This is a genomic window from Pseudomonas sp. rhizo66 (assembly GCF_031931925.1).
In the GTDB taxonomy this organism is placed as follows: Bacteria; Pseudomonadota; Gammaproteobacteria; order Pseudomonadales; family Pseudomonadaceae; genus Aquipseudomonas.
In genome coordinates this window covers 53,820-69,283 of sequence record NZ_JAUJWZ010000022.1, presented here as the reverse complement: position 1 = coordinate 69,283, position 15,464 = coordinate 53,820, and the positions used below count along the sequence as shown (strand labels likewise).

Below are 15,464 nucleotides of genomic sequence, written 5' to 3'. Positions count from 1 at the left end.
CGCCACAGAACCCTGTGGGAGCTGGCTTGCCAGCGATGAGGCGATCAGTTACAGCACAATACTCATGCCATCGAACGCCACTTCAACATTACGCCGCGCCAGTTCCGCGCGCTCCGGCGAATCCTCATCAAGAATCGGATTGGTGTTGTTGATGTGGATAAGTACTTTGCGCTGCTCAGGCAGTTGCTCCAGCACTTCGAGCATGCCGCCAGGCCCGTTCTGCGCCAGGTGGCCCATCTCGCGGCCGGTGCGGGTGCCGACGCCACGACGCTGCATCTCGTCGTCATCCCACATCGTGCCGTCCACCAGCAGGCAATCGCTGCCGGCCATGATCTCCAGCAACGGCGCATCGACCTTGCCCAGGCCCGGCGCATAGAACAATTTGCCGCCGGTGTTCAGGTCTTCAACAATCAAACCGATGTTGTCGCCCGGGTGCGGGTCGAAGCGGTGCGGCGAGTACGGCGGCGCGGCGCTGCGCAAGGGCAGCGGGGTGAAACGCAGGTTCGGGCACGCGGCCACGGTGAAGCTTTGGTCGAGTTCGATGCGGTTCCAGTTCAACCCGCCATTCCAGTGGGTGAGCATCTTGAACAGCGGGAAACCGGTGCTGAGGTCTTCGTGAACCATGTCCGTGCACCAGACCTGATGCGGGCAGCCTTCGCGCAGGCTGAGCAGGCCGGTGGTGTGGTCGATCTGGCTGTCCATCAGGATGATCGCGTTGATGCCGGTATCACGCAGAGCGCGGCCCGGTTGCATCGGGGCGAAGCTTTGCAGCTGCGCGCGAATGTCTGGCGAGGCGTTGCACAGCACCCAGTTCACGCCGTCATCGGAAATCGCGATGGACGATTGGGTGCGGGCCTTGGCATTCAGGCTGCCGTCGCGAAAACCTGCGCAATTGACGCAGTTGCAGTTCCACTGCGGAAAACCGCCGCCAGCGGCCGAACCCAGAATCTGGACGAACATGAACGCTCCATCATTTCAACGCGGAAAATAAAACGCCCCGGCGAGCCGAGGCGTTGCACTGCAATTCTACGTACGCAGAACTCAGCGGCTGGCGAAGTACATGGTGACTTCGAAGCCGATACGCAGGTCGGTGTAAGCCGGTTTAGTCCAGGACATAGGGTGTCTCCTCAGGTTGGGTGGGATAGCGCTATCCATAGGTATAGTCCACGGCAGCGCGAAGATGTTCCAAGTAGTTAGGCGGCTATGTTACTCAAAATTTCACAGGGTTTGCCCGTGAATATTCGAGAAAGCTCCTTGCAGCCTCGGTAATGATCAATTTGTCGTTTGCCATGGGGTGCCGGGCGCGGGGTCGCTGGCGAGACAGAGCCAGCCACCTTCGGCGTTGATCAAGCGCTGCGCAGCGTTATACAAAGCCTGGCGCTGGAGTTGGCCGATGGCGGCGAGCAATCGCTCAAGATAATCCGACGAGTGGCCAGCGAGTCTTGCCTGCCAGAGCAGTTCGGCAGCGTCTTTGCTGGACAGATTGGCAACGTCGAATTGATCCGCGAGGTTTTGCCGCTGCTGGTTGAGGCTGGCCTCATCAAGCCGTTCGATCAGCGCGGGCATACCGTTGAAGTACTGTTGAATGTGCTCAAACAACTCCGCAGTTCTGGCACTCGGGGATTGCACGCCAAACAGCAGAGCGGTTTGGCCATTCATCTGGCGAAGCGCACTGAAAACCGCATAGCCCAATTGCAATTCGACGCGCAGGCGCTGGTAGAACGGCGTCTGGCACACCTGCGCCAACAGTCGCCACGCTGCTTCGTCGGCGATGTCGTGACTGGCGGCCGGACAGAACAGCAGCACGGCGTGTTCGCTGGAGGCGGTATCGACATGGCGCCAGTGTTTTTGCGCGGTGATCGTCGCCGGTACTGCCAGCTGGTTGTCCGGGATTCCGGGAACCCGGCTCAGGGCCAGGCCCATGGCGGATTGAGTCTGTTGGTTCAGTCCCAACGCGAGGCCGTCCCAGTGCGAAGTTGTCCACAGGCGTTTGGCGTCGTCGCTGGTTTTAGATGATTCCTGCGTCTGTTCCGGCAGCGCTTTAAGCAACTGGCGAATGGGAATCAGCGGCTGTTCCTGCTCACTACGCGGCGAATTGGCGTCAACGTGCGTCAGGCATTTCAGCGCATGCTCAAGGACGCTGGGCATTGGCTCCTGCAGGCCGGTGAGCTTGAGCAGCCATTGATTGTTGGCAGCATTGAACGACAATTCGACCCCGGCCTCACGGGCATCTTGCTGCGTTTGCCGAAGGCTGCGTTGCAGGCGCGATTGCAGATCAGCACTGGCGGCGGCCTCGACCTGCCAACGCAGGTAAATCGCACCATCTTCGCCGTTGTCCGGCAGCGCCTGACTGAACTGCATCGGCGATCGTTCGCGCCGGCCGCGCGAACGATCCTGAGCAAACGTGCGCAGGCCGCGGTGAGCGCTGGTCTGGCCACGGATCAGGCCCGCATTGGCAAGCGGTTCGCTGGCGCGCAGGAATGGATTGGCAGCGGGTAAGCGCCAGTGGGCGCTGAAGTTATCCACAACGCCAATTTCACGGAGCAAATGTTGGAGGGCGCAGACGCCGCTATCGGACAGACCCCTCTCTTGTTGCTCGCAGTCGAGTCTTGCCAGTTGCAGAGCGCCGCTGACTTGCTGCTGGCGCTGAAGCAGGGCTGCATATTGCGCACGCAGCGACGTCCAGTCCTGTTGCGCGAAGAAGCTCAGCCAATCCGAAACGTGCTCGCCAATCGCGCTCATTGATTTGGCGGGAGCGGTGAACTGCAGATGCAGCAAGGCTTGTCCGGCAAAGCAATACAGCGGTGCGGCTTTCAGATCATCCGCCAGATGCTGTTCCTGCAGATGCGCCAGCAACCCACCGGGCTTGGCACTGTTCAGCCAATGGCAGAGGAATGCCATTGCCTCGCCGGAAGACTCCGGCAAATCTTCAAAAGCAAATAACAGATTGCCGTGTCGCTCACCGACCTGTTGATAACTTTTCACCGCTAACGGCGGGGGCGCAGCCTGCGTAATTTTATCCCCAACCGGCAACGTCGCTGCGAACTGCTCGGCCAGCGCGTGCAGCTCTTCAAGGCTCTGCGGCCCCACCAGGCTCAGGGTCATTTGCCCGGTTTGATAGAACTGCTGGTGGAAATCCTTCAACGCCTGTTGAAACGCCGGCGACTCCACTTTCAGGCTGTCCCGATTCCCCGCATGAAATCCGCGCAACGGGTGCTCTGCCGGTAGACCCTCATACAACGCAAACTGTTGCTGAGCCGCAGGATCCTGTGACCAGGCGACAAATTCCGCCTGCAGCACTTCCCGTTCCCGCAATTGATCGTCCGGATTCATACGCGGCCTGGTGAGCATGTCTGACAGACGCTGCAGCCCGGCGCTGAACGAACACGTCGGCAGTTCGAAGAAAAAGTCAGTGGTGCGTTCGCGAGTGCTGGCATTCACCTGGCCACCGTGCCGCTGTACGTAGGCCATCAACCCTTCGTCCGCCGGAAAACGCTCAGTGCCGAGAAACAGCAAATGCTCAAGGAAATGCGCCAGCCCCGGCCACGCCAATGGCACGTCATGGCTACCGGCAGCCACCCGCAGGGCAGCGGCACTGCGCTTGAGGCCTGGCGCATGACGCAGGGTCACGCGCAAGCCATTGGCCAGGGTTTCGGTATAAGGGCGGGGGTGAGTCGGCGCAGGCATGGGCACTTCCAGAACAGTGAAGTGCCCATGCTAGCGGATTAGCGCTTGTTCAGCGCGCCGTAAAGCTCCGGGCGGCGGTCGCTGAGGTAGCGATTGGCCGCGCGTGAATCGATCATCAACTGCCGATCCAGTTCGCCGACAATCAACGCTTCGTCAAGACCCGCCTGGGCGATGCGGCTGCCGTCCGGCGCGGCGATGCTGCTTTGCCCACAGTAATGGATCTCGCCTTCATGGCCGCAGTAGTTGGCGTAGGCCACATAGCACTGGTTTTCGAAAGCCCGGGAACGCACGGTGACGTCGGCGACGAAATCAAATGGAATCATGTTCGCCGTCGGCACCAGAATCAGCTCGGCGCCGTCGAGGGCCAGGCGTCGGGTGTTTTCCGGGAATTCCAGGTCGTAGCAGATCAGGAAACCGAGTTTCCAGCCGTTCAATTCAACCACCGGAAAATCGCCTTCGCCGGGGCTGAACATCGAGCGATCAAGATCACCGAACAGATGCGTCTTGCGGTAGTTGCACAGGCGTTCACCGTTGGCGTCGATCAACTGCACGGCGTTGTAGATCTGCCCGTCCGCCGTCCGTTCTGGATAGCCATAGACAATCGCCAGACCGGCTGATTTGGCGATGCGGCCGATCTGTTGCGCCCATTCCCCGTTGTAGACCTCGGCCAAGGTGCTGACCGCTTCGGCGCCAATGTTGTAGCCGGTCATGAACATCTCCGGCAGCACCAGCAGATCGGCGCCCTTGGCCTCCATCGCCACTTGATGCAGGCGTTGCAGGTTGGCGGCGGGGTCCAGGGGCAGCGGTGGACATTGATAAAGGGCTACACGCATCAGGGATTCCTCTTACTCGGGCAGGGCGATAGGGCCGATGTCTTTGAACACATCACCCGGGCCCGGGTTCGCTTTATGTGTCGAACCGCCGAAATGCTTCATGATCCCCCACACCGCGTTGAGCGACGTCTGCACCGCGCCTTCAACCCACGCGGGTGTCCACGACACATCGTCACCGGCGATGAAAATCCCACGCTGCTCGGCGGGCATCTCGTCCTGCATGAAGTGCGCGTACATGCGCTGGTTGTAGCGGTAGTGGCCGGGCAGGGCGCCCTTGAACGCACCGAGGAAGTACGGATCGGCTTCCCACGACACGGTGATCGGATCGCCGATGATGCGCGCGGCGATGTCGACTTTCGGGTAGATCTTTTTCAACGCGTTCAACGCCAGCTCAACGCGCTTTTCCACCGGGTGCGGGAGCATCTTCAACGCGTCGCTCATCCACGAGTACGACAGGCAGATCACCCCCGGTTTGTCGTCGCCGTTGTCGAACAGATAGGTGCCACGGGTCAGGCGATCAGTGAGGGTCATGCTCATCAGGTCGCGGCCGGTTTCCGGGTCTTTGTCTTTCCAGAATGGCCGGTCGACCATCACGAAAGTCTTCGACGACTGCATATAGCGGGTGCGGTCGAGGGCCATCCACATCTTCTGTGAGAACAGGGTTTCGTCACATTCGATCTGGGTGGTCAGCAGCCAGCTCTGGCAAGTGGTCAGCACCGCGGCGTATTCGCGGGTGTCGCCGTTATTGTCGGTGACCGCGAAACGGCCATCCGGCGCGTGAGCAATCTTCTTCACGCCGGAACGCGGCGCGCCACGGTGCAGCGATTTCAGGCTGGTGCCTTCAGGCCAGTGCACACAGCGTTCCGGCACATGCCGCCAGATGCCTTGCGGCACTTGCTCGACGCCGCCGACTACAAGGTGCTGGTGATCGTCGCAGTTGGTCATCACCACGCGGAAGATTTCCAGCATCGAGTTGGGGAAGTCCGAATCCCAGCCGCCGGTGCCGAAACCGACCTGCCCGAACACTTCGCGGTGATGGAACGACAGTTTGGCGAAGGTCTCGGACGTGGCGACGAAGTCGTAAAAGGTGCGGTCGTCCCACAGCGGCACCAGGGTATTCCACAGCTCTTTCAGGCGTGGCACATCGCGATCGCGGATGGCTTGCTGGATATCGGCGAACTGCGAGCCGGCTTCCAGTGCGTCCGCCCAGGCGTCAGCCACTTCCTGAAACAGTGCAGGAAGATCCTTCAGGCTTTGTGCGTAATGGGTTTTGCCTTCCAGGTCGATCACGGTGCTGCCGGAGGCCGGCGTCAGCGGGTTCGGGAAAGGTTTGGTTTCCAGGCCGAGCTTGTCGACGTAGTGATAGAACGCGGTGGAGGACACCGGGAAACGCATGCCACCCAGTTCCGCGACGATGCCGTCAGTGCCGTTGAACGCCTGCGAACGCAGACGCCCGCCAAGCTTCGAAGCCTCGTAAACCACCGGTTTCAGGCCGAGCTTCATCAGCTCGTAAGCCGCTACCAGGCCGGCGATGCCAGCGCCGACGATCGCCACTTCGGCGCCGTGATTGTGCTCAGGAATGCTGCCGAGGCCGGCCGGGTGTTCAATCCAGTCGTCGAACGCGAACGGAAAGTCCGGACCGAAAATGGTGACTGGTTTCTTACCGTCTGCAGGATGGCGATTGTTCTTGTTCATGGCTGACCTTGCTGGCGACCCGACGCAGGATGCGCGTCTGAGTATAGGAAAAGATGCCAGCCATTCTAGGGAGCGTAGAACACGTTAATAAGACGCAAAGTGCCGTCGTTTTGCCAAATTAGCGATCAATATGACGAGCGGATACTGCATACCGATCAGAATGTGGGAGCGAGCCTACTCGCGAAGAGGCCCTGAAACTCGCCCGAGAAGCCCGATCAAAACCTTAAACCGGCTGCCCCCGATCAATCTTGCTGCTCAAAATAATCGACGTGGTCGTCTTCTCCACCCCGTCCACACTGCCAATCTGATCGAGCAACTGGTCCAGTTGCTCCGGCGAATCCGTACGCAACCACGCCACATAATCAAATTCGCCACTCACCGCACACAACTGCTGCACCTGTGCCATTGCACTCAATCGACGCAACACCTCTTTGCCCGAGCGCGGCTGCACCTTGATCCCGACATACGCCTGCAACCCACCATCGACCACTCGCTGGCCGAGACGCACGCCATAACCGGTGATCACTTTGGCTTTTTCCAGCCGCGCCAGACGCGACGTCACGGTGGTGCGCGCAATGCCCAATTGCCGGGCGAGCATGGCCACGCTCTCACGGGCATTGATCTGCAGGGCGGCGATCAACTGGCGGTCGATTTCATCAAGCACGGGCGGGCGGATGTCTGGCAAGGTGGGCTCCATTGGCGCGGATCGGTGGTTGGCGAATGTTACAGGCTCAATCGTGGGGACGCTTGCAGGCGATGATTGGATTCTCACCTGAGTGTCGACGTTATTGTTCTGCTGGAATCTGGCCGTTCATTCGCGCCTGTGTTGCCTACGCCAATACCTCGGCAAACGCCTCTCGGAACCGGCGCATGTCATCGTCCGTGCCGACACTCACCCGAACCCAGGTCGGCCATTCTTTCCATACGCGACCGACATGCACACGACGCTCGGCGAGTGCCTTGACCACTTCACTCGCCGGGCGTCTGACGTCGATCATGAAGCAATTGGCCTGGGACGCCGTGCAGCGAAAACCGCGCGCATCCAGCCACGCGACGGTTTCCTCGCGCAGGCGCGTATTGTTGTGTTTCCGTTGGCTCAACAGCGACGCGTCTTCAAGGCTGGCAATTGCTCCCAACAGGGACGATGCGGCCGGGACGTTGTAGTTGCCGAACACCTCCAGTTGTTTCAACAGCGCTGGGTTGCCCACGGCGATCCCGAGCCTTGCGCCGGCCATGCCGTAGATTTTCGAAAAGGTACGCAGCACCAGCAGGTCGGGGTGATCCTTGACCAGGGGAATGCACGTCGTGGCCTGCGAAAAATCAATGTAGGCCTCATCGACCAACAGAATCGAGCCTTTGGGTTTGTCCTTCAGGGCACGTTCGATATCGCTGCGGGCCGTGAGAGTGCCGGTCGGATTGTTCGGGTTGCAGATGTAGATCAAACCGGGCTGAGGGTCGGCAGCCAGCATGCGCGGCAGGTCGTGGGCATGCTCGGCGTTCAGAGGCACTTCGTGGACGGTGACTTTCCTGCCATGAGCCGTCTGGGCGGGATCTTCGTAGGACGGCGCGGCGACCACCAGGCTGCCCTGCTGCGTGAAGGCATGCACGGCATGCTGCAAGGCCTGTTTGGAGCCGCAATACGTCTGGACGAAATCCTCGGAAATGCCTTGCTGGCGGGCAAACAGTGCATTGAGTCGGTACTGGATCTTGTAGGGATAACGCCCCGACAGGGCGATACCTTCCTGCATCGCGAGCCGGGCTGCCGCTGAGGGGCCCCAAGGACTTTCGTTGAAGTTGATCAGCACGTCATCAGAAGTTGCCGTTGTCGAGGCGGTTTCAATGTGAGCCTGTGCCCATGGGTTGTGAGCCAGCAGGGGCAGGGTCGCGGCGAATCCAACGAATGAGCGTCGAGTAACATCAACCATGAAAACTCCCTTTTCGGATCATCAGATTCACCACGGCGGTGTGGCCCGGATACTGAGGTAACGAACTGGTTAATGGTTGATTTACCGTTGTGCAGTCCCACCACGGTATGCCCTGTTCGGTCCTGAAAGAGGAGTGAGCCTGTTTTCGGGCACAAGGCCTTGTCAGCTGGGCTTTTCAGGGCGTAGTGGCTTTTTCAAGAGAGACGGGTAAAGGCTTTATTATCCGGTGAGCAAACTGCATCACACGACGTTCAATGAGTTGATAACTGATGAACGACACGAGAATGACTGCACTATACGACAGGGTCCAGAACAGTACGGCACTCCACGTACCTGCACTGGCGTAACCCAGCATGCTCCAGACGCGACCGCAGACACTTAGCGTGAGAATGTGCGAGAGATACATTGAATAGGAGATGTCGCCGAAAAACGCGAGCATCCGGGGGGCGCGTTTTCTGCTTATGAATTCTTGCAAGGCACAAGCCAGCAATAAGAGCGCATAGCCACCACCCACTAGAAAAGCTCTTTCCAGCGATATCGCCTGAATGACATCCGCACTGCCCACTGTTTCACCGAGAAAAGCGTAAAGCAGACTGGTAATTCCCGAAGCTGCCAGTAATACCGGCAATAGCTTTTTCAAGGCGGGACGATGCACAACCTTCAGATAAGCGATAGCCGCCAGCGCGCCGAGAATGAACTCTATGGAAAATTCGTGAGTGATAATCCGCAGGTAAGGTGCGCCAGTCGCGGGAATGAAAAAAGACGCGAAGACAATCGCAAGTAACCAGGCCATCAACGAAACCGAAACATATTTTATTTGCAGCTGCAATATTAAGGCGAACACCAGATAAAACCATAATTCATGCGTCAGCGACCAGGCAACCATCACCAGGGGCGCTGATTCTTCTGGTAGTAATAGAAAGGAAGAAAGGAGATTTGAATCGCCGTTCTGAGAGTTATTTACCATCTCGGGCTTGATAGTGAAAACGAGTAGTACTGCAAAAAAATAAACCCAATAAGTTGGGTAGATTCGGAAAAAACGCCCCTTGAGAAAGTTTAATGTCTCGCCTCGGAAACCAAACTTGTTGCGGAAGGCGATAATCATCACGAATCCGCTGAGTGCAAAAAAGAGATCAACGCCTGTTTGTCCGTATACAAAAAAATCGGGAGTGATCGAATCGCCTTGAATATATTTTGCATTTATGAACATAGAGTGGAATGCGACAACCAGAAGAGCAGCCAAGCCCCTGGCAGCCTGTAGCGAAGAAAGTTTATGCACGCGATTTCGTTCCTTGATCGGGAGGTACATCCTGTTCCGGCATTTGGTATTAATGCATCCTTTGATGCAAGCACGATGTGCAGGCCGGGTCGTTTCTCTATGCGGTAGTTGAAATCTAAAAGCTGCAACGCTACGGCGGATTCTGGGCATAGCGGTTTGAGCTGCTCCCGCGCCAGAAACGCGAAAGCCGCGCATTGCGCGGCTTTCAATTTGGTGGGCCCACACGGACTTGAACCGTGGACCAAAGGATTATGAGTCCTCTGCTCTAACCAACTGAGCTATAGGCCCTCAGTAGGTCGCGGATTATAGCGACGGTTTCTCGGCTGTGCTATCCGAAAAATCCGATACGGTTACATGAAGAAACGTTGCCGCAAATTCTTCCGGCGGCAGCGGCAGGCTGACGATGTAGCCCTGGATCTGTTCACAGCCCTCGGCGGCGAGAAATTGTTGTTGCGCCTGGGTTTCCACACCCTCGGCGATAACCGTGAATTGCATGCTCCGGCCCAGCGCGATGATGGCCCGCACAATGGCTGCATCGTGGGGGTCGTCGGGCAGTCCGCGGACAAACGACTGGTCGATTTTGAGGATGTCCAGTGGCAGGCGTTTGAGGTAACTGAGCGAAGAGTATCCGGTGCCGAAGTCATCGATCGCCAATTGAACGCCGAGGTGTTTGAGTTGGTGCAGCACCGCCAGCGCCTCTTCGGCCTGACTCATGATGAAATTCTCGGTAATTTCCAGTTGCAGTAAATCCGGCTGCAGGCGGTTGTCGTTGAGCAACTGCTCAATGCGTACGAGCAGATTCGGCTGCCGCAGTTGCGCGCCGGCGAGGTTTACTGACAGCGGACCGAGGCTGTCATAGACCTGACTCCATTCGAACATTTGCCGGCACGCCGTTTCGAGCACCCAGTCACCGATCTGCAGGATCATGCCGTTCTCTTCGGCCAGCGGAATGAAGTGCTCAGGCGGCACGTCGCCGAAGGTCGGGTGACGCCAGCGGATCAGCGCTTCGGCTCCGACCAGACGATGATCGTCGAGGCTGATTTTCGGTTGGTAGTAGAGGAACAGTTCATCGCGCTCGATGGCCCGGCGCAGTTCGTGCTCAAGCGCAATACGCTCGCTGGCCTGGGCGGTGAGGTCGCGAGTGTAGCTCTCGACGCGGTTGCGGCCTTTGGCCTTGGAACGGTACATCGCCGCGTCGGCGTTTTTCACCAGCGTGGCGACATCGCAGCCGTCCCTCGGATAGAGACTGGTGCCGATGCTGGCGCTGATGAAGAACTCATGCTCGCCGGCCTGGAACGGTGCTCCGAAGCAATTGAGCAGTTTGGTGGCGATGTTGTCGGCGTCGCTGGCCTGTTGCAGGCCGGGCAGCAGGATGATGAATTCGTCACCGCCCAGACGCGCCACGGTATCGATGTCGCGCAACTGCTCTTTGAGGCGCACGGCGATGCCCTTGAGCAGCAGGTCGCCGACCGGGTGGCCGAGGCTGTCATTGATGTGTTTGAAACGGTCAAGATCGAGAAACAGCACGGCGCCCTGACCGCCATTTTCCTGCTGGCTGTTCAGTGCCATCAGCAAGCGGTTTTCGAACAGCGTGCGGTTTGGCAGACCGGTGAGTGGGTCGTGGTGCGCCTGATAGTCGAGCTTGGCTTGCGCGTGCTTGAGGCTGGAGATGTCGGCAAACACCGCGACAAAGTGGGTAATGAACTTGTCGCGGTTGCGCACGGCGCTGATGGTCAGCCAGCTCGGGTATAACTCGCCATTCTTGCGCCGGTTGGAGATCTCGCCTTGCCAGTGGCCCTCGTCGGTCAACTGGTGCCACATTGCCGCGTAAAAGGCGCTGTCATGCAGGCCTGAGGCGAGCAGACGCGGTGTATGCCCGAGCGCTTCGCTTTCGCTATAGCCGGTGATTTCTGTAAAGGCGCGGTTGACCGCACTGATGTGCTGTTGGGTGTCGGTGATCAGTACGCCTTCAGCGGTACTTTCGAACACGGTGGCGGCCTGTTGCAGTTTTTCCTGCATCAGATGCCGCTCGGTGATGTCGCGGGCGATGGTCAGCATGCAGTCTTCTTCGCCGATCGGCAGCGGACGGCTGGACACTTCGCAGAGGCGGATCTGCCCGTCGCTGCGGCGGATATGGCAGGTGAAGTCACGGACGAAGCCGTCACGATGCAAAAGATCGAGCATCTGTTTGCGTTCATTGAGGTTGACCCAGATCCCCAGATCCAGCGCCGAGCGATCCACCGACATGGCGCTATTGAAACCGGTGATACGGCTGAAACCTTCGTTGACCTCCAGCAGCAGGCCATCGCTCTGGCGTGACAGCAACAAGCCGTCCGGCGAGGCGTGGAAGGCTTTGGCGAACTTCTCTTCGGAGGTTTGCAGTTGCTGTTGGGTTTCCTTGAGCTGGGAGATGTCACGCACTACGACAACCAGCGCGGGGGTGGTGTCGAGGTCAAACGGCTCGGCGGAAATCAGGCCGGTAAACAGCTGACCATTGTTGCGGCGAAAGGGCATTTCCAGATTGCGAATGCTGCCCGCTTGCAAGCGCTGTAGCAGCCCCGGCCCGACGCCGGGAATCCCCCAGATATTCAGATCGGTCGCGGTTTGCCCCAGGACTTCTTCGGCTTTCAGCCCGATCTGCTCTTCAAACGCTTCGTTAACCTCCAGCAGACAGCCATCGGACAGCCGTGCAATCACCAGAATGTCCGGGCATTGCTGGAACACTGAGGCGAATTTTTGCTCCGACAGCCGCAATGCCTCTTCCGTGCGTTTGATTTCGCTGATGTCGATCATCAAGCCACGCATGACTGGTTCATGACCGTGTTCGATCAGGCTGACGATGTCGCGCACCCACAGGCAGCGGCCATCAGCGGTGATCACGCGATAGTCGACGATGTGATCGCGACCCTGGCGAAGCGCTTCTTTGCAGTAACTCTGCGTACGGGTCAGGTCGGCCGGGTGAATGATGTTGTGCCAAAACCCGGGGATCAACCAGTGTGATTGCGGATAGCCAAGCAAGTCTTCGGCGTGGGGTGAGACATAGCTATAGGTGAAGTCGCTCATCCGCGCTTCCCAGGCGATGGCCGACAGGCTCTCGACCAGGCCGCGATAGTGGTATTCGCTGCTGCGCAGTTCCTGTTCGAGGTCGATGCGGCGGGCGATTTCCGAACTGAGGCGGCGGTTGATGCGGATCACCACGGCGAGAATCGCCACCAACAGCAACAGACCCGGCAAACCGTAGATCAGCAGATCCGACCAGAATGTCCGATGATCAAGGACGTTACCGACCCAATGTTCCTGAATGCTGCTGATTTCATCAGGGCTCATGTCCGCGAGGACTTTGTCGAGAATTCCCACCAGCACCTTGTTGTCACGGGGCACGGCCATCGCCAGTTGGTAGCGATACGGGGTTTCGCCGCTGACGTACAGGCCGTCGAGCTTGAGTTGGCGCAGGCTCCAGACGCTGGACGCGAGGTCGCCGACGACGGCGTCCACTTCGTCGGTCGCCAGCGCCTGCAATGCCGAGCTGACGTTGGGCATGGCCACCAGATTCAGATCGGGATGGTGAGTGCGCAGCAGTTCGTGGGGCGCGTAGTTCTCCACCACGGCGATCTTCAAACCATACAGGTCGTCGAGCTTGCGCGGTTGCGCGCCGCCGATGTGGGCGAGAATGACGATCGGAAAATCAAGATAAGGGCGGGTGAACGACAGGTAGGTCTGGCGCTCGGGGGTGGACATGATGCCGGGCAGAAGGTCGATCTTGCCCTGTTTGACCTGCTCCAGCACCAGCGTCCAGCTCACCGGTTCGATGGGCGTCAATTTGATCGCCAAGCGTTGGCGAATCACGTCGATATAGTCTGCCGCCAGGCCCTGATAACGGTTCTGGTCATCGCGAAACTCAAAGGGCGGCCACGACGCATCGACACCCAGGTGCAAGTCCGGGTGAGCCGCCAGCCAGCTACGTTCTTCATCGGTCAGAGTCAGCGCGTCAGCCGTTGCGGTCCAGATCATCAGTGACAGCAAAAAAAGCACGGACGCCAATCTGGGCATAACGCTCTCGTTATGGCTCGGGGATGATTGTTTCGAGTGTAGACGGGGTATGCGGGGGAGGGGGGCTGCGAAGGATTTAATCTGCCCTATAAACAAAACCCCCGGCCTGGGCCGGGGGTTCTGGTATCACTCGTCGAGGAAGGAGCGCAGATGCTCGCTTCGCGTCGGGTGGCGCAGCTTGCGCAGCGCCTTGGCTTCGATCTGACGGATCCGCTCACGCGTTACGTCAAACTGTTTGCCCACTTCTTCGAGCGTATGGTCGGTGTTCATGTCGATACCGAAACGCATGCGCAGTACTTTGGCTTCACGGGCAGTAAGGCCGGACAGCACTTCGCGAGTCGCTTCTTTCAGGCTCTCAACAGTGGCGACATCGATTGGCGACTGCATGGTCGAGTCTTCGATGAAGTCACCCAGATGGGAGTCTTCGTCATCACCGATCGGGGTTTCCATGGAGATCGGCTCTTTAGCGATCTTCAATACCTTGCGGATCTTGTCCTCAGGCATTTCCATGCGTTCGCCCAGCTCTTCCGGGGTCGGTTCGCGACCCATTTCCTGCAACATCTGCCGGGAAATACGGTTGAGCTTGTTGATCGTCTCGATCATGTGCACCGGAATACGGATGGTGCGGGCCTGGTCGGCGATCGAGCGAGTGATCGCCTGACGGATCCACCAGGTGGCATAAGTCGAGAACTTGTAACCACGACGGTATTCGAACTTGTCCACCGCTTTCATCAGACCGATGTTGCCTTCCTGGATCAGATCGAGGAATTGCAGGCCGCGGTTGGTGTACTTCTTGGCGATCGAGATCACCAGACGCAGGTTGGCTTCAACCATCTCTTTCTTCGCGCGGCGGGCCTTGGCCTCACCGATCGACATGCGACGGTTGATGTCCTTGATTTCTGCGATGGTCAGACCGGTTTCGGTTTCCAGCGCGATCAGTTTCTGCTGGCAACGAATGATGTCCGGTTGTACGCGACCAATGGCTTCAGCGTATTTGCTCTTGCCTTTGGCCAGGGCGTCGGACCAGCTTTCGTCGACTTCATTGCCCGGGAACTGACGCAGGAAATCGGCGCGTGGCATACGTGCATCCCGTACGCACAGTTGCATGATCGCGCGCTCTTGCTGACGCAGACGATCCAGGGCACTGCGAACACGCTCGACCAGGCCTTCGAATTGCTTCGGTACCAGTTTGATCGGCATGAACAGCTCGGCCAGTGCGAGCAACTCGGCAATCGCTGCCTTGTTGTTGCGACCGTGCTTTTTCAGGGCCTTGCGGGTGATTTCCATCTGGTCAGCCACGGCGCCGAAGCGCTGGGCAGCGATGACCGGATCCGGACCGCTTTCGGCTTCTTCTTCGTCGTCGGAAGATTCGGCTTCATCGTCGTCGGTGTCGTCGTCGGCTTTCGCTGCTTTCGCTTCGATCGGCGGCGGCACTTCGGCAGGCGGCGCAATGCCGTCATCCGGGTCGATATAACCGCTCAGGACGTCGGACAGGCGACCACCTTCGGTGGTGACGCGGGTGTACTCGGAGAGAATGTGGTCAACCGTGCCAGGGAAGTGCGCGATTGCGCTCATCACTTCACGGATGCCCTCTTCGATACGTTTGGCGATTTCGATTTCGCCTTCACGAGTCAGAAGCTCGACCGTACCCATTTCACGCATGTACATGCGCACAGGGTCAGTGGTGCGACCGATATCGGTCTCCACCGCTGCCAACGCAGCGGCTGCTTCTTCCGCAGCGGCCTCGTCGGTATCGGCGTCGGCCAACATAAGGGCGTCCGCATCCGGAGCACTCTCGTGTACGGGGATCCCCATGTCGTTAATCATGCGGATGATGTCTTCCACCTGCTCAGGATCTGAAATATCCTCGGGCAGGTGGTCGTTGACCTCGGCGTAAGTCAGATACTTCTGCTCACGACCCAGTTTGATCAACTCAATAATACGAGACTGCTGTTGCGCTTTTCCGGACATAACACCCTATCCACTGAAGGTCTT

10 protein-coding genes and 1 tRNA gene are annotated in these 15,464 nt (G+C 58.6%); all 11 read right to left on the bottom strand.

Translation table 11 applies throughout. The features are described 5' to 3' along the window. Positions 1-48: 48 nt before the first annotated feature. The 11 genes from pqqB to rpoD all read right to left on the bottom strand — a co-directional run bounded on the left by pqqB (position 49) and on the right by rpoD (position 15,440). A complete protein-coding gene (pqqB, locus tag QZR14_RS23695) occupies positions 49-960 on the bottom strand; it encodes a pyrroloquinoline quinone biosynthesis protein PqqB (RefSeq protein WP_311997888.1) in 912 nt (303 codons plus the stop codon). Positions 961-1,041: 81 nt separating this feature from the next. Beyond that, a complete protein-coding gene (gene pqqA / locus QZR14_RS23690; RefSeq protein WP_003422658.1) occupies positions 1,042-1,116 on the bottom strand; it encodes a pyrroloquinoline quinone precursor peptide PqqA in 75 nt (24 codons plus the stop codon). Between the two features lie 156 nt (positions 1,117-1,272). Further along, positions 1,273-3,687 carry a pyrroloquinoline quinone biosynthesis protein PqqF gene (pqqF, locus tag QZR14_RS23685; protein WP_311997887.1) on the bottom strand — a complete coding sequence of 805 codons (2,415 nt, stop codon included), beginning with the start codon at positions 3,685-3,687 and terminating at the stop codon, positions 1,273-1,275. Positions 3,688-3,725: 38 nt separating this feature from the next. Continuing rightward, a complete protein-coding gene (locus QZR14_RS23680; RefSeq protein WP_250607920.1) occupies positions 3,726-4,520 on the bottom strand; it encodes a carbon-nitrogen hydrolase family protein in 795 nt (264 codons plus the stop codon). Between the two features lie 12 nt (positions 4,521-4,532). Next, a complete protein-coding gene (locus tag QZR14_RS23675; RefSeq protein ID WP_311997886.1) occupies positions 4,533-6,215 on the bottom strand; it encodes a flavin monoamine oxidase family protein in 1,683 nt (560 codons plus the stop codon). A 223-nt stretch (positions 6,216-6,438) separates the two neighbouring features. Beyond that, a complete protein-coding gene (locus tag QZR14_RS23670; protein ID WP_007910086.1) occupies positions 6,439-6,900 on the bottom strand; it encodes an Lrp/AsnC family transcriptional regulator in 462 nt (153 codons plus the stop codon). 145 nt (positions 6,901-7,045) lie between these two features. Then, the gene (gene ptaA, locus QZR14_RS23665) at positions 7,046-8,140 is read right to left on the bottom strand and encodes a pyoverdine biosynthesis transaminase PtaA (RefSeq protein WP_311997885.1); all 1,095 of its coding nucleotides are present in this window, start codon (positions 8,138-8,140) and stop codon (positions 7,046-7,048) included. Between the two features lie 175 nt (positions 8,141-8,315). Next, complete coding sequence (locus QZR14_RS23660; protein ID WP_250607925.1) at positions 8,316-9,419, bottom strand: acyltransferase family protein; 1,104 nt, start codon at positions 9,417-9,419, stop codon at positions 8,316-8,318. Between the two features lie 211 nt (positions 9,420-9,630). Next, positions 9,631-9,707, bottom strand: a tRNA-Ile gene (locus QZR14_RS23655). 15 nt (positions 9,708-9,722) lie between these two features. Then, positions 9,723-13,469 carry a bifunctional diguanylate cyclase/phosphodiesterase gene (locus tag QZR14_RS23650; RefSeq protein ID WP_311997884.1) on the bottom strand — a complete coding sequence of 1,249 codons (3,747 nt, stop codon included), beginning with the start codon at positions 13,467-13,469 and terminating at the stop codon, positions 9,723-9,725. Between the two features lie 126 nt (positions 13,470-13,595). Next, positions 13,596-15,440 (bottom strand): RNA polymerase sigma factor RpoD, encoded by a 1,845-nt coding sequence (gene rpoD / locus QZR14_RS23645; protein WP_250607927.1) that lies wholly within the window; start codon positions 15,438-15,440, stop codon positions 13,596-13,598. Between the last annotated feature and the right edge of the window lie 24 nt (positions 15,441-15,464).

Excerpts from the sequence above, each read along its gene's own strand:
- pqqB (WP_311997888.1), bottom strand. The coding sequence starts at position 960 with ATGTTCGTCCAGATTCTGGGTTCGGCCGCTGGCGGCGGTTTTCCGCAG.
- pqqF (WP_311997887.1), bottom strand. The coding sequence starts at position 3,687 with ATGCCTGCGCCGACTCACCCCCGCCCTTATACCGAAACCCTGGCCAAT.
- QZR14_RS23680 (WP_250607920.1), bottom strand. The coding sequence starts at position 4,520 with ATGCGTGTAGCCCTTTATCAATGTCCACCGCTGCCCCTGGACCCCGCC.
- QZR14_RS23675 (WP_311997886.1), bottom strand. The coding sequence starts at position 6,215 with ATGAACAAGAACAATCGCCATCCTGCAGACGGTAAGAAACCAGTCACC.
- ptaA (WP_311997885.1), bottom strand. The coding sequence starts at position 8,140 with ATGGTTGATGTTACTCGACGCTCATTCGTTGGATTCGCCGCGACCCTG.
- QZR14_RS23650 (WP_311997884.1), bottom strand. The coding sequence starts at position 13,469 with ATGCCCAGATTGGCGTCCGTGCTTTTTTTGCTGTCACTGATGATCTGG.
- rpoD (WP_250607927.1), bottom strand. The coding sequence starts at position 15,440 with ATGTCCGGAAAAGCGCAACAGCAGTCTCGTATTATTGAGTTGATCAAA.